This window comes from Arcobacter lacus (assembly GCF_003063295.1).
Lineage (GTDB): Bacteria > Campylobacterota > Campylobacteria > Campylobacterales > Arcobacteraceae > Aliarcobacter > Aliarcobacter lacus.
On record NZ_MUXF01000001.1, the window covers coordinates 49690 to 75722 of the forward strand.

At 26.4% G+C, this 26033-nt stretch carries 27 protein-coding genes; 4 read left to right on the plus strand and 23 right to left on the minus strand.

What is annotated here, in order from left to right; all coding sequences use genetic code 11:
* Nucleotides 1-12: 12 nt before the first annotated feature.
* Genes B0175_RS00355 through B0175_RS00370 form a run of 4 tightly spaced genes read right to left on the minus strand, consistent with a single transcriptional unit; the run spans nt 13 to nt 4401 of the window.
* Entirely contained in the window at nt 13-1224 is a 1212-nt protein-coding gene (locus B0175_RS00355) for an ABC transporter permease (protein ID WP_108526764.1), read from the minus strand.
* Entirely contained in the window at nt 1224-1928 is a 705-nt protein-coding gene (locus B0175_RS00360; RefSeq protein WP_228156043.1) for an ABC transporter ATP-binding protein, read from the minus strand. The genes B0175_RS00355 and B0175_RS00360 overlap by 1 nt, the downstream gene beginning before the upstream one ends.
* Nucleotides 1918-3180: an efflux RND transporter periplasmic adaptor subunit gene (locus B0175_RS00365; RefSeq protein WP_108526766.1), complete on the minus strand. Its 1263-nt coding sequence runs from the start codon at nt 3178-3180 to the stop codon at nt 1918-1920. The genes B0175_RS00360 and B0175_RS00365 overlap by 11 nt, the downstream gene beginning before the upstream one ends.
* 6 nt (nt 3181-3186) lie before the next feature.
* Entirely contained in the window at nt 3187-4401 is a 1215-nt protein-coding gene (locus B0175_RS00370; protein ID WP_108526767.1) for a TolC family protein, read from the minus strand.
* Between the two features lie 157 nt (nt 4402-4558).
* On the opposite strand from B0175_RS00370, the gene exbB reads away from it, so the two are divergent.
* From exbB to B0175_RS00385, 3 genes are read left to right on the plus strand one after another with little or no spacing between them, the layout of a single operon-like run.
* A complete protein-coding gene (gene exbB / locus B0175_RS00375; protein ID WP_108526768.1) occupies nt 4559-4987 on the plus strand; it encodes a TonB-system energizer ExbB in 429 nt (142 codons plus the stop codon).
* Complete coding sequence (exbD, locus tag B0175_RS00380; protein WP_108526769.1) at nt 4968-5345, plus strand: TonB system transport protein ExbD; 378 nt, start codon at nt 4968-4970, stop codon at nt 5343-5345. The genes exbB and exbD overlap by 20 nt, the downstream gene beginning before the upstream one ends.
* Before the next feature lie 7 nt (nt 5346-5352).
* Nucleotides 5353-6048, plus strand: coding sequence for an energy transducer TonB (locus tag B0175_RS00385; protein WP_108526770.1), 696 nt, complete (start codon nt 5353-5355; stop codon nt 6046-6048).
* A gap of 24 nt (nt 6049-6072) precedes the next feature.
* Here the strand turns inward: B0175_RS00385 and B0175_RS00390 are convergent, their stop codons facing one another.
* From B0175_RS00390 to B0175_RS00405, 4 genes are read right to left on the minus strand one after another with little or no spacing between them, the layout of a single operon-like run.
* Nucleotides 6073-7485, minus strand: a complete 1413-nt coding sequence (locus tag B0175_RS00390; RefSeq protein ID WP_108526771.1) for a leucyl aminopeptidase — start codon at nt 7483-7485, stop codon at nt 6073-6075.
* Nucleotides 7475-8176 carry a DedA family protein gene (locus B0175_RS00395; protein WP_108526772.1) on the minus strand — a complete coding sequence of 234 codons (702 nt, stop codon included), beginning with the start codon at nt 8174-8176 and terminating at the stop codon, nt 7475-7477. Before B0175_RS00395 ends, B0175_RS00390 begins: the two co-directional genes overlap by 11 nt.
* Before the next feature lie 17 nt (nt 8177-8193).
* Nucleotides 8194-9402 carry a tryptophan synthase subunit beta gene (trpB, locus tag B0175_RS00400; RefSeq protein WP_108526773.1) on the minus strand — a complete coding sequence of 403 codons (1209 nt, stop codon included), beginning with the start codon at nt 9400-9402 and terminating at the stop codon, nt 8194-8196.
* 16 nt (nt 9403-9418) lie between these two features.
* On the minus strand, nt 9419-9976 hold the full coding sequence (locus B0175_RS00405) for an adenine phosphoribosyltransferase (protein ID WP_108526774.1): 558 nt from the start codon (nt 9974-9976) through the stop codon (nt 9419-9421).
* 118 nt (nt 9977-10094) lie between these two features.
* Here B0175_RS00405 and B0175_RS00410 point away from each other — a divergent pair, with 118 nt between their 5' ends.
* Nucleotides 10095-10895: a DNA ligase gene (locus tag B0175_RS00410; RefSeq protein WP_228156044.1), complete on the plus strand. Its 801-nt coding sequence runs from the start codon at nt 10095-10097 to the stop codon at nt 10893-10895.
* A 3-nt stretch (nt 10896-10898) separates the two neighbouring features.
* On the opposite strand, the gene B0175_RS00415 is transcribed toward B0175_RS00410, so the two are convergent.
* From B0175_RS00415 to B0175_RS00485, 15 genes are all read right to left on the minus strand, one after another.
* Nucleotides 10899-11297, minus strand: coding sequence for a type II secretion system protein (locus B0175_RS00415; RefSeq protein WP_012012465.1), 399 nt, complete (start codon nt 11295-11297; stop codon nt 10899-10901).
* A gap of 61 nt (nt 11298-11358) precedes the next feature.
* The gene (gene pglF / locus B0175_RS00420; RefSeq protein WP_108526776.1) at nt 11359-13101 is read right to left on the minus strand and encodes a UDP-N-acetylglucosamine 4,6-dehydratase (configuration-retaining); all 1743 of its coding nucleotides are present in this window, start codon (nt 13099-13101) and stop codon (nt 11359-11361) included.
* 3 nt (nt 13102-13104) lie between these two features.
* The gene (gene pglE, locus B0175_RS00425; RefSeq protein WP_108526777.1) at nt 13105-14211 is read right to left on the minus strand and encodes a UDP-N-acetylbacillosamine transaminase; all 1107 of its coding nucleotides are present in this window, start codon (nt 14209-14211) and stop codon (nt 13105-13107) included.
* Nucleotides 14204-14806, minus strand: a complete 603-nt coding sequence (locus tag B0175_RS00430) for an acetyltransferase (protein ID WP_108526778.1) — start codon at nt 14804-14806, stop codon at nt 14204-14206. Before B0175_RS00430 ends, pglE begins: the two co-directional genes overlap by 8 nt.
* Nucleotides 14803-15417 carry an undecaprenyl phosphate N,N'-diacetylbacillosamine 1-phosphate transferase gene (gene pglC / locus B0175_RS00435; RefSeq protein ID WP_108526779.1) on the minus strand — a complete coding sequence of 205 codons (615 nt, stop codon included), beginning with the start codon at nt 15415-15417 and terminating at the stop codon, nt 14803-14805. Before pglC ends, B0175_RS00430 begins: the two co-directional genes overlap by 4 nt.
* Nucleotides 15392-16603, minus strand: coding sequence for a glycosyltransferase family 4 protein (locus tag B0175_RS00440; protein ID WP_108526780.1), 1212 nt, complete (start codon nt 16601-16603; stop codon nt 15392-15394). The genes pglC and B0175_RS00440 overlap by 26 nt, the downstream gene beginning before the upstream one ends.
* Before the next feature lies 1 nt (nt 16604).
* Nucleotides 16605-17714, minus strand: a complete 1110-nt coding sequence (locus B0175_RS00445) for a glycosyltransferase family 4 protein (RefSeq protein ID WP_108526781.1) — start codon at nt 17712-17714, stop codon at nt 16605-16607.
* Entirely contained in the window at nt 17714-18481 is a 768-nt protein-coding gene (locus B0175_RS00450) for an AglZ/HisF2 family acetamidino modification protein (RefSeq protein ID WP_108526782.1), read from the minus strand. The genes B0175_RS00445 and B0175_RS00450 overlap by 1 nt, the downstream gene beginning before the upstream one ends.
* The gene (hisH, locus tag B0175_RS00455; protein WP_108526783.1) at nt 18481-19086 is read right to left on the minus strand and encodes an imidazole glycerol phosphate synthase subunit HisH; all 606 of its coding nucleotides are present in this window, start codon (nt 19084-19086) and stop codon (nt 18481-18483) included. Before hisH ends, B0175_RS00450 begins: the two co-directional genes overlap by 1 nt.
* An 8-nt stretch (nt 19087-19094) precedes the next feature.
* Nucleotides 19095-20243: an N-acetyl sugar amidotransferase gene (locus B0175_RS00460; RefSeq protein ID WP_108526784.1), complete on the minus strand. Its 1149-nt coding sequence runs from the start codon at nt 20241-20243 to the stop codon at nt 19095-19097.
* Entirely contained in the window at nt 20233-21396 is a 1164-nt protein-coding gene (locus B0175_RS00465; RefSeq protein WP_108526785.1) for a glycosyltransferase, read from the minus strand. Before B0175_RS00465 ends, B0175_RS00460 begins: the two co-directional genes overlap by 11 nt.
* Nucleotides 21384-22640: an O-antigen ligase family protein gene (locus B0175_RS00470; protein WP_108526786.1), complete on the minus strand. Its 1257-nt coding sequence runs from the start codon at nt 22638-22640 to the stop codon at nt 21384-21386. The genes B0175_RS00465 and B0175_RS00470 overlap by 13 nt, the downstream gene beginning before the upstream one ends.
* Nucleotides 22630-23487, minus strand: coding sequence for a hypothetical protein (locus B0175_RS00475; RefSeq protein WP_108526787.1), 858 nt, complete (start codon nt 23485-23487; stop codon nt 22630-22632). Before B0175_RS00475 ends, B0175_RS00470 begins: the two co-directional genes overlap by 11 nt.
* Entirely contained in the window at nt 23484-24797 is a 1314-nt protein-coding gene (locus B0175_RS00480; protein WP_108526788.1) for a hypothetical protein, read from the minus strand. Before B0175_RS00480 ends, B0175_RS00475 begins: the two co-directional genes overlap by 4 nt.
* On the minus strand, nt 24791-26032 hold the full coding sequence (locus B0175_RS00485) for a lipopolysaccharide biosynthesis protein (protein WP_210004194.1): 1242 nt from the start codon (nt 26030-26032) through the stop codon (nt 24791-24793). Before B0175_RS00485 ends, B0175_RS00480 begins: the two co-directional genes overlap by 7 nt.
* Nucleotide 26033 lies beyond the last annotated feature (1 nt).

A 26033-nucleotide genomic window follows, 5' to 3' on the forward strand; every position in this document is an offset into this window, starting at 1 on the left:
AAGATATCTATTTTATTCATATCTTAAAGCATCTATTGGATTTAATCTTGCTGCTTTTCTCGCAGGGAAATAACCAAAAACAATACCTATCAAAGTTGAAAATACAAAAGATATTATAATAATTTGATTATTTAATATAAAAGGTAATTGCATCATATTTACAATTGCATAACCTACACCTAAACCTAAAAATATTCCTATTATTCCACCCCAAGTAGATAAAACCACTGCTTCTACTAAAAATTGTAATAAAACTTCACTTTCCATAGCTCCAATTGCAAGTCTAGTTCCTATTTCTCTTGTTCTTTCAGTTACAGAAACCAACATAATATTCATAATACCTATTCCACCAACTAATAAAGAAATTGCTGCTATTGAACCCAAAAGATATGTTAACATATTTGTAGTTGAAGTCATAGTATCTAATATATCTTTCATATCTCTAATATGAAAATTATCTGGTTCACCTATTTTTACAGCACGTCTTTCTTGCATTAAAGATGTAATTTCTGTTTTTGCATTTTCTATATATCTCTCTTCTGTTATTGAAATAATAATAGAAGATATATCTTTATCGCCTTTGATTTTTCTTTGATACATTTTTAAAGGAACTATAACTATTTCATCTTGATCATTTCCAAAAGCTGCAGCTCCTTTTGAAGCTAAAACACCAATAACACTACAAGTCATATTTTTTAGTCTGATACTTGCACCTATTGGATTTTCATCCCCAAAAAGTTGATTTACAATCGTTGTTCCTATAATACAAGAAGATTTTCCACTACTTAATTCGCTATCATCAAAATTTCTACCATCTGTTATTGCCCAATCTTTAATTATAAAATAATCATTGCTAGTTCCAATAACAGAAGAACTATGGCTTTTATTTCCATAAACTATATTTATTTTTGTTGAATTTTCAGCTGCAACAGCTTTAATATTTTGTATCTCATTTTTAATTGCAGTTATATCTTCATTTTGAAAAGATTTTGAACTATTATCTTCTCTTGGAGCTCCTCTTCTTTCTTGCCCGACTCTTAAAGTTAGCATATTAGTTCCAAGTTTAGTAATACTATCTTTTACACTAGCTGTTGTTCCATCACCAATCATAACCATTGCAATAACTGAAGCAACTCCAATTACAATTCCTAAAATTGTAAGAATCGAACGTAAAATATTTCTTCTTATTTCTTTGATTGCTATTAAAAAGGCATTTGATAACATTATTTATATCCTTTTTTTAAACTATCTTCTATGTGCCCATCTCTAAAATATATTATTCTATCTGCATAAGAAGCCATTTCTTCTTCATGCGTCACCATAATAACTGTAATACCAGATTCTTTATTTAATTGTTTTAATAAATTCATAATCTCTATACTTTTTATACTATCAAGATTTCCAGTTGGTTCATCTGCAAGTAAAACTAAAGGATTTGTTACTATTGCTCTTGCTATAGCAACACGTTGTTGTTGACCACCTGAAAGTTCTGCTGGAGTATTTTTTATAACACTTCCAAGTCCTACTTTATCTAAAGCTTCCGTGGCTAAAATTTCTCTTTCTTTTGCTGGAATTTTTCTATAAATTAAAGGTAATTCAACATTTTCTAAAGCAGAAGTTCTACCTAAAAGATTAAACCCTTGAAAAACAAAACCCAAATAATTTCTTCTTAACAAAGCCATTTGATTTCTATTTAGTTTTTCTACATTTATTCCATTAAATAGATACTCTCCACTAGTTGGTTTATCTAAACAACCTATCATATTCATAGAGGTAGATTTTCCACTTCCACTAGCTCCCATTATTGCTACAAATTCACCTTTATATATTTTTAAATCCACTCCATTTAAAGCATGAGTTTGAGTATCACCAGAACCATAAGTTTTTATAATCTTTTTAAACTCTATGATAACTTTTCTATTTTCCATCATCACTCTTTTGTGAAATTATTACCTCATCATCTACTTTTAGTTGCTCAGATTCTATTGATGTTAATTTTCCATCACTATCCAAAACTTTAACCATAACTCTTTTTGGTTGATTATTTTCTAAAATAAATATAGGAGATAACTCTTTTTTAGTTAAATCTCTTGCAACATTTGCAGGTCTATTCATATTTGGTCCAACTAAATTTACACCACCATTTTTTTGCTCTTGCATCTTTGGCTTGAATCTTAATGCACCATTTGGAATAAGAAGTTTATTTTTACTCTCTTTTGTAATAATTTTTGCAGTTGCTGTCATACCTGGTTTTAAAAGTAAATCTTCATTATCAACAGAAACAACAGTTTCATAAGTTACAACTCCATTTGTATCAACTGGATTAAGTCTTACTTGTTTAACTTTTCCATTAAATGTTCTATTTGCATATGCATCAACTGTAAATGTTACAGGTAAATCTTTTTTTATATCAGCAACATCAGCTTCATCTATACTTACAATCAAATCCATATTTGTCAAATCTTTTGCTATTGTAAATAGTTTTGGAGCAGACATAGTTGCTGCTAAAGTTTGTCCAACTTCAACTTCTCTATTTAATACAATTCCATCAATTGAAGATTTAACTGAAGCTTTTTCAAGATTTTGTTTATCTGTTTTTAAATTTGATTGAGATTGAAGAACTTTTGCTTTTGCAGCTTCTAAAGACTCTATTGCAGCTTCATAAGAAAATCTTGTATCATCTAGTTCATTTTTTGAAGGATATTTTCCTCCAGAATTTTTATACATATTTAATGTTCTATCATAAAGTGTTTTTTTATTATTTAATGTTACTTGGCTCTCTTTTTGATTTGCAACTGCTATTGCTAAAGCTGCTGTTGAACTATCAACTTGTGATTGAAGTTTAACTGTATCGATTTTTGCTAAAATTTGTCCAGCTTTTACTTCATCATTAAAATCAACAAAAATTTCTTTTAAAGTTCCTGAAACTTCAATTCCTATTTCAACACTATTTGTTGGATTTAAATTTCCTGTTGTACTTACAACTACACTTAAATCACCTTGTGTCACTTTTTTTGTTGTATATTCAACTTTATTTGATTTATCACTTCCATTAAATATAAAAAATAAAACTATTACTATAAATGAAACAATAGCAATTGCTATATAAATAAGCTTTTTATTTACTCTTTTTTTAGTACTAAAAGATTCTAACTCTTCTAATAAATCTTTATTTTGCATTTTATGTTACCCTTTTATTTTAAAATATAATTTTGAATATTGTAATTTTATGTTAATGTCATTTATCATTAAATCATATTCATTTATCTGTTTTGTATTTCTTAGAATATCTAAATCATAAACTGAAGTCATTCCCGCTTCATTTGATATTTTATTTGCAGCAATTAAATCATCATATAATCTAATATTTTCAGCAATTGTTTTATTTTGTTTTTCATAAGTATCAATTTCATTCAAAATTTGCTCATAATCATAAGCTACTTCATTTTTTAAATCATTTACACTACTTTTTTGTTTTAAATAGTTTAATTTTGCTTCTTGAAGTTTATTTGATTTATTATAATCATATAAAGGCATACTTAAAGTCAAACTAGCACTTGATTGAGCATCATCTTTGTTGGTATCTCTTATCATAATATTTTCTTTTTCATCTGAATTACTATAACTTGCTTTTGTAGATAATGCAACTTTTGGTAAATAGTTTGTTTTTATTTTTTTATAATTTGTATTTAACATTTCAACTTTTGAATCTTCTTGTAAAATATCTAAGTTTTGATTTATAAAATCCTCTTTTGAGACATTATTAAAATCCAATATTTCAATCTCATCATATTTTAAATCTGTATATTTTGATAATTCAAACTCTTTATCTTTTAAAGAGTTTTCTAAAGCTATATTACTTTTTATTTGAGTATTTTTACTCATAACTGCATTATTTAACTCCACAATATCAGTTTTACCAGCTTCATATTGTATTTTTTTTATAATTAGCTCTATATCTTTATTTTCAAGTTGATATTTACCTTGAATGATTTGAAATTTCAATTTAGATATTTCTAATAAAGTATCATATATAGATTGTAAGATTTGAGAATTTTGATTTTCCCAAGATAATAAATCGTATTTTAATTTATCTTTTGCATATTGAATTGTGAACTCTATTCCACCAGATTCATAAATACTTTGTGTAAATCCTATTGATGCAGATTTTCCAAATTTATTACTTTTATTTTTATCACTTTCATCTGAAAAAGAGTGAGTTTGAGATAGCCCTGAACTAAAATCTATCGAACCTATCCAATCATTTTTCAAGCTTTCATAACTTGACTCTATATATTGTTTTTCAAGCTCTCTTGATTCTTTTTTATCTTTTTGCAAAAGGTCTAAATTATCTGCAAAAGATAAACTAAAAAAAAGAGAACATACTATGATTTTACGCAAATTGTTTTCCTTGTATTTTAATTAGTGAAGATTTACTGGTGAAATTTTACATAATCTCTTTTAATGATTATTTAACAAATTTTTAATTTTTTCTTACAATTAAGATAATTATTATCACTATAGTAGTATAATAACACAAATTTTTTTAAGGACGCATATGGAAAATATTGAAACGTTACAACATTTAGTTGATTATGGAGTTATCGTTCTACTTGTAATTATGAGTTTTATAGCTGTTTTATTTTTTGTTGAAAGAATCATTTTTTATAGAAATATAGATATAAAATCTTATAAAAACAAAAAACACTTAGACATTGCATTAACAAAACACTTAACAATTATTGGAACTATTGCTTCTAATTCACCATATATTGGTTTACTTGGAACTGTTTTAGCAATTATGCTTACGTTTATGAATATGGGAAATGGTGACATAGAAGCTGCAAAAATTATGGAATCTTTAGCATTAGCATTAAAAGCAACTGCTGTTGGTCTTGTTGTTGCAATTATTTCTATGGTATTTTATAATATATTAAGTAGATATGTAGAAGTTACGGAGAGTTTATATGAAGCTGAAGAAATATGATTCAATAAATGTTATTCCATTCATTGATGTATTACTTGTACTTTTAGCTATAGTTTTATTAACTTCAACTTTTATTACAAGAGGTATTATTCCAATTTCATTACCAAATGCTTCAAATGCAGATAATTTAAAACCTGATAAAGAGGTAATACTTGTAATTCAAGAAGATGGTCAATTAATGATTGAAGATAGAGTTGCTACTTTAGAAAGTATTGAAAGTGAAATTTTACAAAAAACTAAAGAGACACCAATTCACATAAACACAGATAAAAATACGAGATTCGAATCATTCGTACAAGTACTTGATATGCTAAAAAAGAATCAATATTCTAATGTATCAATAGTAACAAAAAAGTGATAAGAAGATGAAAAGATATTTAAACTCTTTTTTTATTACAAGTGGTATTTATTCTATTGCAGCTTTTTTTCTATTATTTGTATTTGCTGATATTTTTGTTACACCACCAGCAAAAGAGGAAGTAGTTACAAAAATATCATTAAATAGTGTATCAATCGTTGAGCCTCAGCCAGTTAGTGAACCAGAACCAACACCGCCAGAGCCTGAACCTGAGCCAATAGTAGAAAAACCAACTCCAATAAAAAAGAAACATGATAAACCAAAAAAAGAACATAAAGAACATCATAAGAAACATCATGAAAAGCCTATTGAAAAAATTGTAGAAAAAAAACATGAAGATGTTAAAGAAGTTGCAAATATTCAACCAACAGAACAAGTATCAGCTCCAACTATCAACCAAAATCAAATTGATAGTATAGAAGCAAAATACTTAGCAAAAGTAAGAGCTACTGTTGAAAAGAATAAAGTCTATCCAAAGGCTGCAAAAAGATTAAATCAAACAGGAAAAGTTCATGTTAATTTTGATATTTTGAAAAATGGTGAAATTAAAAATGTTAAAGTTTTAGGTAAATCTTCGTTTGAAAAACTTGATGAAGCTTCTATTGAACTTCTAATTAAAATAAGCAATTTCGATGAAATTCCAGAAGAATTGAAAAAAAGTGTTTGGAATGTTACTATTCCAATAGACTATCAAATAAATTAAAAAGGAAGATTATAATCTTCCTTTTTATAATAGCTCTTGTAAAAGTTTTATAGTTGTTCTAACACCTGCACCACTTGCTCCATAAGGATTATATCCCCAAGCTTTTTCAACATATGCAGGACCTGCTATATCAAAATGTATCCATTTATTTTTATTTTCTTCATATATAAAGTTATCTAAAAACATTCCAGCTGTTATTGCTCCACCATATCTAGTATTTGCAACATTACAAATATCTGCAATTTCTGATTTTATACATTTTTTCAAATATCTATTAAAATCAAGTGCAGTTGCATATTCTCCTGCATCTAAAGCACTAGAAACAGCTTTTCTTTTTAAAGTTTCACAATTTCCCATAACTCCAGTTGTATATTCGCCAACTCCAACAACACAAGCTCCTGTTAAAGTTGCATAATCAAATATATAATCAATATTTTTGATTTCATCTTGAGCATAACATAAACAATCAGCAAGAACAAGTCTTCCTTCAGCATCAGTATTTCTTACTTCTATTGTTTTACCATTTTTAGCTTTAAGTATATCATCTGGTTTATAGGCATTTCCACCAATCATATTTTCAACAGCACCTAAAATAGCATGAACTTCAATAGGAAGTTCAAGTTTAGCAATAGCCCAAATGGTTGCTAATACTGCACAAGCTCCTGATTTATCTGCTTTCATTGTAACCATAAAATCACTTGGTTTTAAAGATAAACCACCTGAATCATAAGTTAAACCTTTACCAACAAGTACTACTTTATGTTTAGGTTTTTTGGGTTTATATGTTAAGTGAATAAGTTTTGATTCGTGAACTGAGGCTCTTCCTACACTATGCATTGCCATCATTTTATTTTTTTCTAAAAATTTTTCACCAAAAACTTCACAAGATATAGCTACATCTTGCGCTAATTTTTCTGCCATTTGTGCCATAATTTGTGGATAAAAATCTGCTGGAGCACTATTTACCATATCTCTTGCTTTATTTACTGCTTTTGAAATTATTGTTGATTCTTTTAAAATATCTTCTAATTTAGAATTTTTATTTTCAACAATAAAACTTAATTCAATTTTTTTTGTCTCTTTTTCACTTTTGTATTCATCAAATGTATATTGACCTAAAAGTGCTCCTTCAACTAAAGCTTTGAAATTATCTTCTAAACATCTATCTAAAATTACTTTTGCACTTTTAAATTTTGTTGATTTTAATTTTTTAACTGCTGTTGCTGTTGCAATTGCTAAACTATCATATGAAGATTCTTCATATCCAACATATATTTTTTTTGATTCAGCTAATAATACACAACTTTCATCTTTTGCTTTAAACTCTAAAATTTCTAAAAGTTCTTTATCTTCTTTTAAAGTTTCAATATCTTTTACAAAAATTATTTCTGTATCAAAACTCTTTTTTTTATTTATTTCAACAATATTAATTTTCATTTCTCATCCTTTTTTCAACTTTTTGTGTTGCTTTATGAAAATAGTAAACAATACTTCCTCCAACTACTGCTGCAATAGGAATTGCCATATACCAATGCTGTTTTGCCCAATGTAATACAATCATAATTTGTTCTCCAAAATACCAAACAGGTACTATCGTAAGAGCAGCCCAACACCAAGCTGAGATTAGATTTATAAAGGCAAACTTTCTAGCATCATATCTTGTTAATCCTATTGAAATTGGAATTATTGTTCTCATTCCATACATATATCTTTGAATAAAAATAATAGGCCAACCATGTCTTTTTAATAAAAGGTGAGCAAATGCAAATTTTCTTCTTTGCCCTCTAAATTTTCTATGAACAGACTCTTTATTAAATCTTCCTATGTAAAAATATACTTGATCACCTGCAAAGCCACCAAGACCTGCAACAAATATAGCCAAATACAAATTCATCATCTCTTTATGAGCTAATAATCCTGCCATAACAAGCCCAGCTTCACCCTCAAGCATTCCCCAAACAAAAAGTATTATATATCCATGCTTTTCAAGTAAATATTTGAATTTCTCATCAATCCCTTCAACTGGAGCTTGAGATAAGCTATATATTAGAAAAGATATAAATAATACTAAAAATATTGCAAATATTTTTCCTGAGTAGGGTTGGATTTTTTTAAAGAGCTCTTTCATACAAAATATTCCTTTTTTTAATTGAAATTCAGCAAACTTTTTGCTTGAACCATATCTTTATCTCCCCTACCCGATAAACACACAATAACTGTTTTCCCTTTTATTTTATCTTTTGCTTTTTTTAAATATGCAATTGCATGAGATGATTCAAATGCGGGAATAATTCCTTCACTTCTACTTAACCACACAAATGCATCTATTGCTTCTTTATCTGTTATTGAATCATATTTCACACTTTTATTATCCTTGTGAAAAGAATGTTCTGGACCAATTCCTGGATAATCTAAACCTGCACTTATACTATGAGCTTCCAAAATTTGTCCATCTTCATCTTGAAGTAAATATGAGCATTGTCCATGAAGAACTCCAGGACTTCCTTTTTCTAAAGAACATCCATGTTTATCTGTATCAAGACCAAGTCCTCCTGCTTCTATTCCAACACAAGTTACATCCTTATCTTCTAAAAAATGAGAAAACATACCAATAGCATTTGAACCTCCACCAATACATGCAACAACATAATCAGGAAGTTTGCCCTCTTTTTCTAAAATCTGTTTTCTTGATTCATAACCAATAACAGCTTGAAAATCTCTCACCATCATAGGATATGGATGAGGACCTGCAACTGTACCAATTATGTAAAAAGTATCTCGTGCATTTGTAACCCAATATCTTATTGCATCATTCATAGCATCTTTTAAAGTTTTACTTCCACTTTCAACTGCTATTACTTTTGCACCTAAAAGTTTCATTCTAAATACATTTAACTCTTGTCTTTCAACATCTTTTGCACCCATAAAAACAGTACATTCTAAACCCATAAGTGCAGCAATTGTTGCTGTTGCAACTCCATGTTGTCCAGCTCCTGTTTCTGCAATGACTTTTGTTTTTCCCATTCTTTTTGCTAACAAACCTTGAGCAATAACATTATTTACCTTATGAGCACCTGTATGGTTTAAATCTTCTCTTTTTAAATAAACTTTTGCATCAAGTTCTTTACTTATATTTGAAGCAAAATATAATGGATTTTCTCTACCTACATAATCTTTTAATAAAGCATTTACTTCTGCCCAAAACTCTTTATCAAACCTATATTTTTTATACTCATTTTCTAATTCTTTTAAAATTGGCATTAAAGTTTCAGGAACATATTGTCCACCAAAAATACCAAACTGCCCTTTTTCATCTGGGTCAAAAACACTAGGTTTTGGGATATAATTACTCATTTTTTTTCTTCTTTTTTCAAATTTCTAATACACAATAAACTGGTGATATTTCACTTAATTTTTTTGCACCATCTAAAATAGCAATATTCATTAAAAAACATGATTCAACTAAATTTACATTCAATTTTTTTATTAAATTAGCAGCGGCATAAGCTGTACCACCACTAACAATAATATCATCAATCAATAAAACATTTACATTCTTTTCATTATTAAAAGCATCAAGATGAAGTTCAACTTCACTAAAACCATACTCTAATTCATATTTCTCACATATTGTTGTACTTGGTAATTTTCCTTTTTTTCTAACTGGAACAAAACCAATTTTCAATCTACTAGCAAGTGCCGAAGCAAAGAAAAAACCTCTTGCTTCAACTCCTGCAATATAGTCTAAATTGTATGATTTGTATCTTTCTTCTAAATGGTCCATTAAAAGATTAAATGCATTTTTATTATTCAATAAAGTAGTGATATCTTTGAAAATAATTCCAGGTTTTGGATAATCATTTATAGTTCTTATGCTATCAAGTAATGTATTTTTGCTATTTTCATCTAACACAATTTTTTCACTCAAAGTAAGTCCTTATATAATATTTGTGAAAAGCGATTTATTTTAACCAAATATTTATTAGGGTTTTATGATGTTTTTTAAGAATATTAAAAATATAATAAATTTATTTGGTGGTTTAATTATGAAACTTTTATTATATTTTTTTCTTACAATTTATGGATTTTCTTTTGAACTACAAAAAGCAAATATTTATGATGAAAAAAAAGACAATATAAATAACTGGTATATGAGTGAAAAATTAGATGGAATAAGAGCTTACTGGAATGGTAAAGAACTCTTAAGCAAAAATGGTAATAAAATTTATGCGCCAAGTTGGTTTATACAAAATCTTCCACCGTTTGAACTAGATGGTGAACTTTATACAAAAATAAATGACTTTGAAAATATTCAAAGTATAGTTTTAAATACAAAACCTTCAAAAGCTTGGGAACAAATAACTTATAATATTTTTGAAGTTCCTAATACAAAAGGTGATTTTGACACCAGACTAAAAAAATTAGAAGATTGGCTAAAAATAAATCCAAATAATTTTATTAAAATTATTCCTCAAATAGTTTGTAAAGATAAAGAGCATTTAAACAAATTTTTAAATCAAATGCTAGAAAAAAAAGCTGAAGGAGTTATGGTAAAAAATCCGTTTTTAGAGTATCAAGAAGGACGAAACTCAAATATACTCAAAGTAAAAACTTTTTTTGATGAAGAAGGAGTTGTGATTTCTCACAACTATAAAAATGGAAAATTTAAAAGTTTAGTTATAAAACAAAAAGATGGAATAACTTTCAATTTAGGAAATGGTTTTACAAATAAAGATAGAGAAAATCCACCAAAAATTGGAGATATTGTAACTTTTAAATATTATGGTTTAACAAAAAATAACAAACCAAAATTCGCTTCATTTTTAAGAGTTAGAAAAGAAGAATAAAATCTAATATAACTCTACACTTTTAGAAACTAATCCTGCATCCCTTAATTTTTTGCATATTGTTGTCTCTTTTGTAGAATCAACAACTAATTCGATGTTTTTTGTTTCATTTGAAGATGTTTTTACTTCAATAGTTAAACAAGAGTTTTTATCAGTTAATTTTAAATCTTCTACTTTCCAGTTTGAATCACTTATTTCCATAGCATCTGTTAGTTTTTCTATTTTTTGATTTAGTAGATAGTAACTTTGTATAGAATTTATAGCTGTATTTACATCTCTTTTTATAGTCGATACTAAAGCACTATCTCTAGTATCTAAAAACTTTGGAACTGCTACAGATACTATAATTCCTAAAACAACTATGGCAAAAATCAATTCAAGTAAAGAAAAAGCAGGCTTCATAACTAATCCTCAATATATTATTAATGATATTGATTATAATTTATATTATATTAAATATTTATTAGTTATTTAGCCTATGCTCAAATTCTGGAACAATCTCTTTTAATTTTGCTACTTTATCTTCACAAATTAACAACTCTTCTATTTTTTTATTTAGTTCATTTATATCAAACTTCGTAGAATTTGCAACTGTGATTGACTCATATTTTGTTTTTTGATCACTATCATTTATTAATAATTCTTCATACAACTTTTCACCAAGTCTTAATCCACAAAACTCTATATTTATATCACTTCTACCACTTAGTTCAATCATTTTCTTAGCTAAATCCACGATCTTAATTGGTTCTCCCATATCAAGAATGAATATCTCTCCACCATTTCCAATACTTGCAGCTTGAAGCACAAGTTCACAAGCTTCAGGAATAAGCATAAAATATCTTGTAATTTCTGGATGAGTTACCGTGATATTTTTACCTTGTTCAATTTGAGATTTAAATTTTGGAATAACACTTCCACTACTTCCTAAAACATTTCCAAATCTAACTGCTACAATTTCTGTATTTTTTGACTCTACATTTTGAGCATAAAGTTCACAAATTCGTTTTGTTGTTCCCATAATATTTGTTGGACGAACTGCTTTATCTGTTGATATAAGAACAAATTTTTGAGCACCATATTTTATAGATAAATCTATACAATTTTTTGTTCCAATTATATTATTTGTAATACCTTCTAAGATATTGTATTCAACTAAAGGTACGTGTTTATAAGCTGCTGCATGAATAACTATTTGTGGTTTATACTTTTCAAAAGAACTTTCTAAAGCTTTTATATCTCTCACACTTTGCATAATAGGAACTACATTTTCACCTTTTAATTCTTCTAAAATCGAATAAAGATTAAATTCACTATGATCTAAAAGTATTAGTTGTTTTGCTCCATATGTTTTACACTGTCTTGATATTTCACTTCCTATACTTCCACCTGCACCTGTAATTAAAACTATTTTATCTTTTATAAAGTTTTCTATTTGTTTTTTATCCAAATCTTTTGGATAACGTGCTAGTAAATCTTCAACTCCAATATCTTTAAGTTGTTTTGTGAATTCTTCTTTTTTTAGAATATTATTCATCGAAGGCAAAATTTTTATTTTTTCAAATTTATCTTGCATAAATTCATAAATTATTTTTATTTGTTCTTGAGAAGCTGATGGCATAGCAATAATCATCAAATCAAATTTTTGATTTTCAAATAAACTACAATATTTTTCTTTTGAATATATAGAAATACCATCAATACTTCTGTGATGTAAAATTTCATCATCATCTATAAAACAAATAAGTTTGTATTCGCTACTTAAAAACTCTCTTTGAAGTTGAAGTCCAGCTTTTCCTGCTCCATATATTACTAAGTTTTTTGTTTTTTTGTTTTTTCCAATTGAGTGATAATATTTGTACACGTAAACTAAAATATTTATTATAAATGTATAAAAAATCAAATCGATAAATAAAAGGTTGAAAGAAATATGATAAAAATAATATAGGATAGGCATATAAATTATAAAACTTATCAATGCAAGTAAAATTTTCATCAAACCTGTTTTTGTAGATGCTTTTGACCAAGAAAGTTTATAATCATCAAAAAGTAAAAATGAAAAAACAGTTCTAGTGATAATTATAGTGCTTAAAGCTATCAAAGATATATTTTTGTTAATTAAAAAAGTAACTAAGTAAAGAGAAAATGTAGATATAACAATAGTTACTATAATTCCTAAAAATCGTTTATCCCATAAATAGTTCATAAATTAATCCAATTCTTTTATAATAACATCACAAATCATTTTTACATCATCTTTTGTCATAGTTGTACTACTTGCAAGACATATTCCTTTAGCAAATAATTCTTCACTCACCCCATTTAATATAGATTTTGAATTTTCAAATAATTTTTGCATATGCATAGGTTTCCATAATGGTCTTGATTCAACATTTACTGCATCTAAAGCTTTCATGACTTTATTATAATCACTTTTTTCAAATGTCAAAGTTGTAAGCCATCTATTACCCCTACTATTTTCAAGTTCTGGCATAAAATTTATCTCTTTTATATCACCTAAAAACTCTTTATACCATTCAAAAATCTCTCTTTTTTTAGTAACTCTATCTTCTATAACTTCCATTTGTCCAACACCAATAGCAGCTAAAACATTACTCATACGATAGTTATATCCATATTCCAAATGCTCATAATGGATAAATGGTTCTTTTGCCTGTGTAGAGTAAAATTTTGCTTTTTCAATCCAATCCTTATTTGAACTCACAAGCATTCCACCACCACTTGTAGTTAAGATTTTATTCCCATTAAATGAGTAAATACCAAAATCACCAAAAGTTCCAGTATGTTTACCATTTATAGTACAACCCAAACTTTCAGCTGCATCTTCTATCAGATAAACTCCATGGAGTTTACAAATATCAGCTATTTTTTCTATATCAGCACTTTGACCATATAAATGAGTTACTATCAAAGCTTTTGGTTTCTTTTCACACTCACAAAGATATTTATTTAAAAGTTTTGGACATAAATTCCAAGTTTCTTTATGGCTATCTATAAAAACTGGATTTGCTCCTTGATATAAAATTGCATTTATAGAACCAATAAATGTAAATGTAGAAGCTAAAACATCATCTCCTTCTTTTATTCCAAGAACTCTTAGAGTTAAATGAATAGCTGCTGTTCCACTTGTAACAGCTAAAGCATTTTCTGATTTTGTATAATTTCTGATACTATCTTCAAATTTATTTACATATTCACCAATAGGTGCTATATAATTACTTTCAAATACTTTTTCTATATATTTTAATTCTGCTCCACTCATATGTGGTGCACTCAAAAAAATTCTTTTATTCATATATATTTCCTATTTCTTTGCATGGATTTCCATAAGCTTTTTTAAAATCTGCTATATTTTTGACAACAACTGAACCAGCACCTATAACAGAGTTTTTACCAATTTCTAAGCATTGAATAATACTACTTCCTATTCCTATGTGAGTAAATTTTCCAACTTTTACATCTCCAGCAAGTGCTACTTTTGGAGAGATATGTACAAAATCTCTTATAATACATTCGTGTTCAATTACACAAGAAGTATTCAAAATAACACCTTTACCAATAATTGCTTTTGCATTTACTACAACATTTGGCATAATAACTGTGCCATCTTCTATTTTAACACTATTCGAAATTATACTACTTGGATGTATTAAAACTGGTAAAAAAAAGTTATAATTTTTTACTTTATCATATAATTTTGCTCTTATTTTATTATTCCCTATTCCAAAAGCTATTGGGATATGATTATTTTCTTTTATATTTTCAAAAGTTAAAAAACCTTTTGATTTATTATCATCTATGAAAATTATCTCTTCATACCCACAAGATATGGCAATATCAGCTACAACCAAGCCATGACCACTTGCTCCATAAATATAAATTGTTCTCAATTTTTACTTCCCGTAAATTTTTCCATAGTAGCACTTGTATTTGAGCTAATATCACTTCTTTTTATAACTTTTAAAAAAGTCATCCAAATTATTTTCATATCAAGCCAAAAAGATTGATTTTCAACATACCAAACATCATAATTAAATTTTTGTTCCCATGATATAGCATTTCTTCCATTTACTTGAGCCCAACCTGTAATTCCTGGTGAGACATTATGCCTTTTTTTTTGTGTTTCATCATATAAGTCAAGATATTCTATCAAAAGTGGTCTAGGTCCTACAAAGCTCATCTCTCCTTTTAAAACATTAAAAAGTTGAGGAAGTTCATCTAAACTAGTACTTCTTATAAACTTCCCTATTCCTATAAGTCTTTGATCATCTGGAAGTAGATTTCCGTCTTTATCTTTCTCATTTGTCATAGTTCTAAACTTATAGATTCCAAATATCTTTTCATCTTTTCCTGGTCGTTTTTGTCTAAAGAGTATTGGACTTCCCATCTTCAACAATATAAGTAAACTCACTACTATATAAACAGGTGAAAAGATTATTATCAAAAATAGTGCTAAGGTTTTGTCAAATAGTATTTTAAGCATTTTTCTTCCTAATTTCATCTTCTAATAACTTTTCAAATTTATCTACTAAAATTTCAATAGAATAATTGTCTTCAACATATTTTCTTATTTTTTGTCCTATTGCATCTCTTTTTTCTTGAGATAAGTTATAAATTTCCAAAATAGTTTTTTGTAAAACTTCAACATCATCAGGAGCTATACTATAACCTGCACTTGCATCTTTTATTGGATTGTTTTTTGAATTACCTGCAAAAATAATAACTCTTCCACTAGCCATATAATCAAACAGCTTATTTAAACTTATGCCAAACTTATATATAGGGCTATCTTTTAAACTCAAAAAAACTACATCACTATTTTGTAAAATATTTGTCACTTCATTTTTTGGCACTGAATTTTCTATACTTACATTTAAAAGATTATTTTCTTTCATGAAAGCTTTTAACTTTTCTTTTTCGGCACCTTCTCCAACTATCCTAAAATATATGTTTTCATTATCTTTTAACTTTTTTGCAACATCTAGAATAATTTGAAGATTATTTGCTACTCCTATTGCACCTGTGTAGCTTATTATAAACTTGTTACTTTTTTCTTTTGGAGTATATTTTATATTCGATAAATCAACACCATTTGATATCCAAATAAACTTTTCCTTCTCAACGAATTTACCTATATAATCATAAGCATAAGGAAGATTTGAGATAATCTTATCAGCTTTTTTATACAAATATCTTTCAAGCGATCCAAGTAACATAATAAAAGGATGCCATTTTGATATCCCCATGTCTATTAAAGTTTGAGGCCAAAGATCTCTTACTTCCATAATAAAAGGAGTTTTATATCTACATGATAATTTATAAGCACTCCAAACTGCAAAAAGATGAACAGAAGATCCTAAAATAATATCTGGTTTAACTAAATTTAATTTAGGTATATATTTTAAAACCTTGTAAGTGTAAGAAATCATATTTTTCACTCTACTTATTCCATTTCCAAAATAAGCTGGAGTTTTGATCCAAATAAAATCTATACCAACTATTTTCTCACATAAATAATCTTTGTTTTTATAATCTTTCATATCTTTATACTTTGAGTAATGAAAGCTAGAAGCTACAATAGTAACCGTATGACCTCTTTTAATGAGTTCTTTTGCAAAATCATAGTGTCTAGTCCCACCACTCATGTCGGGAGTTAAAGCATGATGGTTAAATATCCAAATATTCATATCAAATTAATCTTTCATATATTTTAAATAATTTTTTTTCTTCAACATCCCAATTATATTTTTCAAGAATAGCTTTTTTACCATTTTGTCCCATTTGTTCAGCTTCTTTGGGATGAGAAACAATATATTCTATAGCTTCTGCTATCTCTTTTGGTTCAAGTGGGTTTACACATATTCCACAATTATTTCCTTCAACTATTTCTTTCCAAAGAATAATATCTGAAGATATTACAGGTAATCCAGCTACCATATATTCAAACATTTTTACAGGTAAAGCATCTAAATAATTTATTATTGGATGAAGTGTTACAAGCCCTGCCTTAGATTTTTTATATAATTCTGCAATGTCCTCTCTTCCTAAAAATCCAAGTTCATTTACTTTTTGCCATCCATCGTAGTTTTTTACTTCTTTTTCTACAGTTTTTTCACTAAAAGAACCTGCTAAATTTAACCTAATATTATTTGTATGTTCCATAGCTTTTACTACTTCTTTTATACCTCGTATTTGTGCTATTCCGCCTACATAACAAACTTCATCTTTTTTTTCATTCCAAGGAGTATCATTTGAAAGTTCTCCTAAGATTGGAAAGTTATTTATATCTATACTATTTTTATTTATCTTTAAAAATTTATCTTTTATATATGGAGTTGCTGTAATAATATAGTCAAACTTTTTACAAGCATATTTTTCATATATTTCAAAACTTTTAGAAAGCAAATTTTTGGCAGTTTTATTTAAATATGGTTTCCCTAAAAGTTGTTTTGGTAAATCTTCATGAGCATCAAATATCACTTTTTTACCCATTTTCTTAAGCTTCAATCCTATAGGTATAAGTTCTGGATCATGAAGATGATATATATCACTATTTAATTGAACTGCTTTTTGAAAAACCTTTTTTACAGTTTTTGTCATACGAGATATTCTACCACCAGTTTTTGCACCAACATCAAAAATATTTACATTGTTTTTAATTTCATCACCTTTACCATCAGCTACTACTAAACTAACTTTATAAGCTTCATTTTTTGATAAAGAACTACACATTTTTAAAAATATTCTTGTATCATATCTAGCATGTGCTGATGTTAGATGAGTTATTTTAGTTTGCATTATTTATTTCCTAATAATTCTTGAATCTTTTGATATGGAGGATAGCTAATAAGTACACCTTTAAGTGGTCCTTGATACACAAACATACTTCCACAAGCTACAGCATCTACTTTTGAATTTTCAAAAACATCTTTTATATGATTTAGATTTCCAGCTCCTCCAAGAGCTATTATTGGTACTTTTGTATTTTCTTTTATTTCTTTTAAAAGTTCAATATCATACCCTTTCATAATTCCATCATTATCACAAGAGTTTATCACTATTTCGCCAGCACCTAAAGACTCTACTTGTTTTATAAAATCAATATGATTCAACTTAGTGTTTTTTTTACCATTATTTATAAAAACTTTCTTATTCCCCCAAAAATCTTTTTTTATATCTATTGTTACTATTACTGATTGATTTCCAAATATACTAGATGCTTCTTTTATAAGATTTGGATTGATTACAGCTTGACTGCTTAGAGATATTTTTTCAACTCCTAGAGCATATATTTTTTTCATTTGTTCTATATTTTTCACTCCACCACCATAACAAAGTGGCATAAAACATTCACTTGCAATGTCTTCTATCATTTTATAATTTGGTTCTTTATTTTCTACACTTGCATCGATGTCTATAAACATCAATTCATCTACTTCTTTTTCATTAAATATCTTAATAGCATTTATAGGATCACCTATATATGTAGGTTTTTTAAATTTTTCAGTTTTATAAAGTCCACCTTTATGTAAAAGTAGACAAGGGATTACTCTTTTTTGTAGCATTACATCTCTCCAAAGTTTTTGAGTAGTTGCATACCAAATTTATGACTTTTTTCTGGATGAAACTGTACACCATAAATATTATCTTTATAGATACTACAAGTAAAAGTTTGTCCATAATTTGCTGTTGCTAAAATATTTTTTTCATTATTACAAACCACATGATATGAATGTACGAAATAAAATCTATTATCTTCCAAATTTTTAAAAATATCATTTGTATTTGTAGGATTTATTTTATTCCAACCCATATGAGGAATAGATAAACTCTTATCCTCTAAATCAAACTTGATAGTTTGTGCATCTATCCATCCAAGACCTTTTTCTTTTCCTTCTTCACTTGAGTTTGTCAAAAGTTGCATCCCAAGACAAATACCTAAAATAGGTTTTTTATTTTCTAATACCTCTTTTTCTAAAGTTTCAAAAAATGGTGCATTTTTTAAACTATTTATACCATGGTCAAAAGAACCAACACCAGGTAAGAGATATTTATCAGCATTTTTTATAGTTTCAATATCTGATGTGATGATGGATTCAACTCCCACTTTTTTAAACATATTATAAATAGATTTTAGATTTCCTATTCCATAATCAAGTATTGCTATCATTTTTTACCTTACGAATAATTTGAGATTTTTCTACCAAGTAGTTTTGATACAAAATTTTGAACTTTTTTCATTCTATTATATTTTTCTGTCATATTAGGGAAATCACTATATTTATGTGATGGCATTTGAAGAATATTTTCAAACTCTTCATTGCTAACTCCAAGCTTTTTAGCTATATACTCTTTATCTTCTTTTAACTCTTTTTCATCATACAATGGTTTATCAAGTTCTTTTAACGCTTCTTCTCTACTCATTTGCCCTGCTACAATAAGACTAGCTAAATGAGGTTTTCTTTTATCATAACCAAACTTCATAGGTAGCCAATAATTTTGGAAAAATTTAGTAAATACTGATTCTCCATGTTTTCTAGCATACTCTTTATAACCTATTTTATCTTTTAATTCTTGTAATGCTTCACTTTTTATATATGGCATAAAGTTTAGAGGTCTTATAGTCTTCATTTTTTTGATAAATGGATAATATAAATATAGTTCATAGAAACCTATTGTTTTATAATTTTTTAGTTTTTTAGTGCCAAATTTATTATGAATAGCGTGTAAATTATCTGCATCCATAGCACTCCAATGCCAAGCTTTTGGGAATATGCTCTCAGTTGCTAAATTTCCACCACTTATTACATAATTTATTCCATACTTTGTAGCAAAATGATAAAGTGAAGCAAAAAAAGCATGGTCTTGTGGTACATCTTGATTTGCTATAGCTGATTTTAAATATGCTAACTGTAAATCTCTCATCTCTTCCCAATCTATTACTATTGTATGTAAATGCCATCCACAATAATTTACAATATTTTCTATATTTTGCACAGCTAATTCACTGTTCCATCCACCATCTACATGAACAACTAAAGGTCTAATACCAGCTTCATAAAGTTTTAATGCAAGATATGAACTATCAACTCCCCCACTAAGACCTAAAATACAATCATAATGTTTATGAACATTTTCTTTTTTCATTTTTTCATATATAGCCTGAAGTTTTTTAGCACCTTCATCATTTGGAAACCATCTTTTTGATGTAAATTCATCAAACTCTCTACAGTGATTACAAACCCCTTTTTCATCAAAGTTAATTTCTGGATCAGTTGTGTCCATTACACATTTTGTACATATTTGATATTGTTTTTTATTGTTCATTATTTATTCCTACTTCATAATATTTCATAGCATTTTTTATAAAAGCATTTTTTCCAAATTTCTCTTCTACATCACCTCTAAGTTTTTCTTTATCATATTTACTAGCATTTTTATACATAGTCATCATAGCATCTTCTAGTTGTAGTTGATTTTCTACATTTATCAAAATTCCATTTTGTTTATTTACTATATCTTCAGGTCCACCACATTTTGTAGCAATAAGTGGTAATCCACATGCTAAAGCTTCTATAAGGACTACTCCAAAAGTTTCAAAATTACTTGATAATACAAAACAATTTGACTTCATCATTTCATCTCTTACTTTTTCTTGTGATATTCGACCTAAAAAATTAACTTGTTTTTGAATATCTAACTTTTTAACTAAACTTTCTAAATATTTTTTCATATATCCACTTCCAGCAATATTTAGATATATATTATGATTTAATTTTGCTATTTTTTCAAAGCTTTTAATTAATAATTCTTGATTTTTATTTTTATCAAGACTAGCAATATGCAAAAAAATAAAATTTTTAGATATCTTATTTTGAAATTTTTTTTGAAAGAAAAAATCATCTACTATATTTGGTAATAAATCTATGTTAGTTTTAGTATATTCTTTTAAAATATTATTAAAACTAGAACTAACTGCTGTAACTTTTAATGCATTTTTTGCTACATTTCCAATTGATTTAATTTTTTCATTTGATATCTTATTTTGTACAAAAGCTGAGCTATGCTCTGTAACAATATATTTTATTCCATACTTATCTTTTAAAAATTCAGCAATTACTCCTGCATATAAAAAATTATGTGCGTGAATAATATCTGGCATTCCAAACTCTTCTATATATTTACTGTATAGTTTATCAGCCATTTGTACATAATTATTTTTTAAAATTTTGAATGGTATGTATCTGTGAGGAAAATATAATTGTTTATATTTTCTTTTAATATTTATATTTCCTTTTTTTTCTTCTTTTTTATAAATATATTTACTAACTAAATATCTAGGAGTAATATATCCAACAGAAAGTACACCTATTTGATGTTTATCATTACTTAATGCATTTGCTTGATGATATTGAAAAATACCTCCTAAAGGTTGTGTTTGAGTTATAAAATGTTCAGATGAAATTATTAATATATGCATTTTTTAGCCTTGTTATAATTAAATAATCTAATGCTTAAAACCATTAATAGTACAAATGGTAAAAAAGATTGATATCCTGTAATAAAATTATTAGTTAGCATAACTACAAAACCGGTAATACAAGAAGCTAAAAGTGTGAAATAATATATCTTTAAATTGATATCAGAACCTTTTTCCATTTGTTTTTTAAAAAAAAATGGATAAAAAAGTAAACTTATAGATGCAATCACTCCAAATAAACCAAATCTACTTATCAAAGATAACCACTCACTATCCATAGTCATATCTACAAAATAAGATTTAGCAATACCATATCCAAAAATTGGTGAATTTAAAAAAGATTGATAAGCTATCTGAGCATTTTCTAATCTAACTAAAATAGAATTATTTTCACCTTCAAAAAGTAATTGAATACCAATAAAAACATAACTAAAAAGGGGGAATAACACAACTATACCTAAGCTAATAACTATCAGTAAAAATATCTTTTTAGTCCAATACCCTTTAAGGGTAAAAAAGATAAAAATTAATGAGAATACTGTACCAATCAATATAGTTCTTGACTGAGTAAAAAATAAAACTGTAAATAAAAGTAAAAATAGTACTAAATATCTTTTCCTATTTGTAAATAAAAAACTAAAAAAGTTAAATAAAATAAAATAAGCAACAATTATTGCACCATCATTTGGACCACTTCCCGTGACTGTGATTCTTCTTATACTATGTTCTATAGCTACATATATTTGACTTTCTGAAGTATAAAATAAAGAAAAGTATTTACCTACTCCAAAAGGATCAAAATATTCTAAATAACCAACAAGTATGATATAAAAAGAGCCATAATAAAATATTTTAAAAGTCATATCTAAAAGCTTTACGACAGGAACATATCCTAATAAAATGGCAAATAAAAGAATTTTACAATACCTAATAAATTCATTTATATCACCACTATTAAATGGTACATTCATAACTAAATAACCATAAAGGATAGAAATCATCACTGAAAATAAAAATAATAAAATTGGAATAATATATTTTTCTACTACTATATATTTAGTATGTAATATCAAAATAGGAATACATAATAAAATCAAAATATCGTCTATTCTTATACCTAATCTACCAATATCTATAGGTATAAAGAAAAATATTGAAAGTAAAATTATCAATATAATAATATTTATATTATTTAAACTATTTTTTAAAAATAAATGTATATTTAAATATATCTTATTTGTCATTTAATAAACTCTTAAAGTTGTCATAATAATTCTTATCTAGCTGTATTTTGAAATTATGTTCTTGTGATACCCTATATTTAATATATAGAAATAATTTATTTTTATCAATTACAGAATTATCAATCATTTGCTTGATACATTCAAAAAAAGATACTTTCAATTTTCTAGATTTTTTGTCAACTTCAAAGTGCAGTAAATCAAATCCAGCAATTCCTTCCATTACAAACCTGTCAAGATCTATTAAAACTATTTTTTTGCTCTTAGTCTGCATAATATTATTTTCAGTTAAATCTCCATGCATGGGACAAGACTTAATTTCTGTATCTTCAAAAAAAACATTTTCTATCCCGCAAATTTTATTCACCTCATAAAGATTATAAAATAATTTATCTTTTATTGAAGATAATTTAATTTTTTTTGACTTTGCATTAAAATATTCTAATATTTTTTTTACTTCATTGTTTGATAGAGTTGTATTTTCTAAATTATCCATTTCATAGTATTTGTCAACTATATCTAATTTATAATCTACCAAAGTATTAAACTCTGAATTTTTTAATATTAAATAATTATCATAATTCTTTTTTAATGATTCTTTAGAAACATCTCCAAGAGGAATCTTAATCACTTTATTCGTATAAAAAAGAATCAAACTACCAGTTGAAGAAATGGAAAATTTATGAAATCCTTTTAACCTTTTTAATAAAATAAATAATTCTCTATTTAAGTATTTTTTATCTACATACAAATTTCTTTTTGATAATAAAAAAATCAATATATAAATTATAAATGGATTTTTTAACTGGAATAATAATTTCATAATTATTTTTTTTATAGTTAGTTTCATCTTTTTAAATCCAACATAAGACTTATTATTTCATCATATATTATATTTTGGCTTTGATCAGCATTAATTACTTTCACTTTATCTACTTTATACATGTATTCTTTATAAACTTTATTCACTTCAAGCATTTTTTCAAATGAATAATCTTGTTTTCTATTGTATGCGATTTCAGGACTTACATCAAGAAAAATTGTTAATTCAGGTTTTTTCCACATTTTAACACCAAAGATTTTTTGATATATTCTTTTAATTAATGGTTTTTTATTATTCTTTTCTTTATTTTGAATTCTACCTATTTCATCATCATAAATATATCTATCTGCAAGCACTATATTTCCAAATTGAATATAGTATAAAGCAATGAGAATTCTTAATTGTCTATCAACTAAAGACAATGTTCCTAATAAAAATTTAAAAAACTTCTTTTTAACTTCTTTTTTTAGTAATCTTTGTAATCCTGGTATCCAATATTCATTATTTCCAAAATATACTTTTTTAATTCCAGTATTTTTAAAAAATTCTAAATTTTCTATATACCCAACTGTAGTACTTTTACCAGCTCCATCTACTCCAACAAAAGCAACTAAAAATCCTTTATTTCTTATTTTGTAAGATGGATATTTCAGTTTTTTTTGAATCCCTTTTATTTTGCCCAAAAGGAGTTTATATTTTTGCTTAGATGATAATTCACTATTATTTTTAACATTTTTAAGAACTTGCATCAAATATTTTTCTTTTAACTCTTGCCAACTTCGAAATTTTAAAATATCTTGAGAAATAACATTCCAATCTAAAGAAATTTCTTCTTTTAATATTCTTAAAATATAACCATTTTCAATTTTATGTATTTTTATTAACTCTTGTAATTCTATAAGATCTTCTTCTCTCTCGCTCAAAGATGCAACTCTCATAATAAACATTAAAGGAATATAATCTGCTAAATCTAGAATTTTTACCCTGTCATATTTCATTCTATAAGAAAGCTTATCTACTTCAATAGAAAAATTATACGGTTTATAAGGTTTAGGTCCAAACTGTACTTGTACATTTACATCCAGCATTACAAATTTATGTGTAACTTTATCTATTCCCATATAATAATAAGGCTTCTCTTTTTTTTGTACTTTAAAAAAATTATTATTTAGTACAATAGAATCAAAACTGTCTATATCATTTTCATCTAATAATATATCTATGTCACCTCTTCCACCATTTAAATCTTCATCTAAATGATTTAAACTTTTATAAACAATATAAGCTATTCCACTATCATTTAATTGATCAAATAAATTTTTATATATTTCTAACATTTAATACCTTTTTTAACGAATTCATATGAACGATATAGTTTAAAGACTATCACCAAGCTATTTGAGATACTCATTATAATTAGTCCAAATACTATATTATCTATAAGCAAACCCAAAAAAAGAGAGGCTATTGCTGTTAGTGTAATTAAAACACTTAAAATAAAATTCTCTATCTGCTTTTCATAGTATAAATAAGTAGTTGTAGTAAAAAGATTGCTTAAAAATTTCATATATAACAATGGTAAAAGAATTTGAGAATAAACACCAGCAACAAGCCACTCTTCTCCAAATACAAATCCAAAAAGAGGTTCTAAAAAGAACCATAATAAAATAAATGGAGGTAAAAGCATTGCATTTATTTTAATAAATTTCATCTTATAAAATTTTTGTTTATTTTTTTCTATTGAAAAAGACTGATAAAAAACTTGGAAGAATGAAGAACTTATTATTGATATTGGTGATGCAACAACCCTATTTGCAAGAGAATAAAAACCAGCAATGTTTAGCGTAAAAAAAGAACTAATAATAACTACGGGAAGTTGTGCTGTTGCTGTGCTAAAAAATGATTGTATCATAGTAATTTTAGGAAATTTTATATATCTTTTTGATAATGCCAAAACTTTTACTTTTTCAAAATTTTGAAATAAAACTCCTATCTTTACTTTTTTAATTAAAAAAGCTACAACAATCGCTTGTGCTATAAATTGACTAATTATTAAACCATCTTTACCAAAATCCTGTATACCAAAAACAATACTTGAAGTTCCATTTGTTAAACTTTGTGTAACTTTATTCATTGATAAAGTTTTATATTGTTTTTTTCTATTTAGCCAATAATTAAAAGTTTGATAACAACCAATTAAAAAAACTGAAAAAGGAATTAAGTATAGAAAATGTCCAAGAGAATTTTTGCCTAATAAACCTTGAAAAAAATCAAAAAATATAAAAATTATACAAAAAATAATAGAACTAAATATTGTATTTATTAATAAAGATAATCCAACAATATTTATAGCATTTTTTTCATATTTTGGAAGCATTATGGCTAAATCATACTGTCCATTTGTAAAAACTGCCAATAATGAAATTATAGCAATATAGAATGCAAATATTCCAAAATCTTCTGGTGTATATATACGAGTAAGTATCGGACTTATTGCAATAGGAATAATTTGTGCAATCGTAGTGCCTGTCATAAGTGTCAAAACATTTTTTACAAAATCATTATTATTCATT

What these genes read in the sequence shown, in the direction of transcription:
- B0175_RS00365 (WP_108526766.1), bottom strand. Translation starts at nt 3,180, where the DNA reads ATGCAAAATAAAGATTTATTAGAAGAGTTAGAATCTTTTAGTACTAAA.
- B0175_RS00450 (WP_108526782.1), bottom strand. Translation starts at nt 18,481, where the DNA reads ATGCTACAAAAAAGAGTAATCCCTTGTCTACTTTTACATAAAGGTGGA.
- exbD (WP_108526769.1), top strand. Translation starts at nt 4,968, where the DNA reads ATGAAGCTGAAGAAATATGATTCAATAAATGTTATTCCATTCATTGAT.
- B0175_RS00355 (WP_108526764.1), bottom strand. Translation starts at nt 1,224, where the DNA reads ATGTTATCAAATGCCTTTTTAATAGCAATCAAAGAAATAAGAAGAAAT.
- B0175_RS00395 (WP_108526772.1), bottom strand. Translation starts at nt 8,176, where the DNA reads ATGAAAGAGCTCTTTAAAAAAATCCAACCCTACTCAGGAAAAATATTT.
- pglE (WP_108526777.1), bottom strand. Translation starts at nt 14,211, where the DNA reads ATGAATAAAAGAATTTTTTTGAGTGCACCACATATGAGTGGAGCAGAA.
- B0175_RS00440 (WP_108526780.1), bottom strand. Translation starts at nt 16,603, where the DNA reads ATGAATATTTGGATATTTAACCATCATGCTTTAACTCCCGACATGAGT.
- trpB (WP_108526773.1), bottom strand. Translation starts at nt 9,402, where the DNA reads ATGAGTAATTATATCCCAAAACCTAGTGTTTTTGACCCAGATGAAAAA.
- hisH (WP_108526783.1), bottom strand. Translation starts at nt 19,086, where the DNA reads ATGATAGCAATACTTGATTATGGAATAGGAAATCTAAAATCTATTTAT.
- B0175_RS00410 (WP_228156044.1), top strand. Translation starts at nt 10,095, where the DNA reads ATGAAACTTTTATTATATTTTTTTCTTACAATTTATGGATTTTCTTTT.
- B0175_RS00360 (WP_228156043.1), bottom strand. Translation starts at nt 1,928, where the DNA reads ATGGAAAATAGAAAAGTTATCATAGAGTTTAAAAAGATTATAAAAACT.
- pglC (WP_108526779.1), bottom strand. Translation starts at nt 15,417, where the DNA reads ATGAAATTAGGAAGAAAAATGCTTAAAATACTATTTGACAAAACCTTA.
- exbB (WP_108526768.1), top strand. Translation starts at nt 4,559, where the DNA reads ATGGAAAATATTGAAACGTTACAACATTTAGTTGATTATGGAGTTATC.
- B0175_RS00465 (WP_108526785.1), bottom strand. Translation starts at nt 21,396, where the DNA reads ATGCATATATTAATAATTTCATCTGAACATTTTATAACTCAAACACAA.
- B0175_RS00415 (WP_012012465.1), bottom strand. Translation starts at nt 11,297, where the DNA reads ATGAAGCCTGCTTTTTCTTTACTTGAATTGATTTTTGCCATAGTTGTT.
- B0175_RS00460 (WP_108526784.1), bottom strand. Translation starts at nt 20,243, where the DNA reads ATGAACAATAAAAAACAATATCAAATATGTACAAAATGTGTAATGGAC.
- B0175_RS00385 (WP_108526770.1), top strand. Translation starts at nt 5,353, where the DNA reads ATGAAAAGATATTTAAACTCTTTTTTTATTACAAGTGGTATTTATTCT.
- B0175_RS00480 (WP_108526788.1), bottom strand. Translation starts at nt 24,797, where the DNA reads ATGTTAGAAATATATAAAAATTTATTTGATCAATTAAATGATAGTGGA.
- B0175_RS00390 (WP_108526771.1), bottom strand. Translation starts at nt 7,485, where the DNA reads ATGAAAATTAATATTGTTGAAATAAATAAAAAAAAGAGTTTTGATACA.
- B0175_RS00445 (WP_108526781.1), bottom strand. Translation starts at nt 17,714, where the DNA reads ATGCAAACTAAAATAACTCATCTAACATCAGCACATGCTAGATATGAT.
- B0175_RS00470 (WP_108526786.1), bottom strand. Translation starts at nt 22,640, where the DNA reads ATGACAAATAAGATATATTTAAATATACATTTATTTTTAAAAAATAGT.
- B0175_RS00485 (WP_210004194.1), bottom strand. Translation starts at nt 26,032, where the DNA reads ATGAATAATAATGATTTTGTAAAAAATGTTTTGACACTTATGACAGGC.
- B0175_RS00475 (WP_108526787.1), bottom strand. Translation starts at nt 23,487, where the DNA reads ATGAAACTAACTATAAAAAAAATAATTATGAAATTATTATTCCAGTTA.
- pglF (WP_108526776.1), bottom strand. Translation starts at nt 13,101, where the DNA reads ATGAACTATTTATGGGATAAACGATTTTTAGGAATTATAGTAACTATT.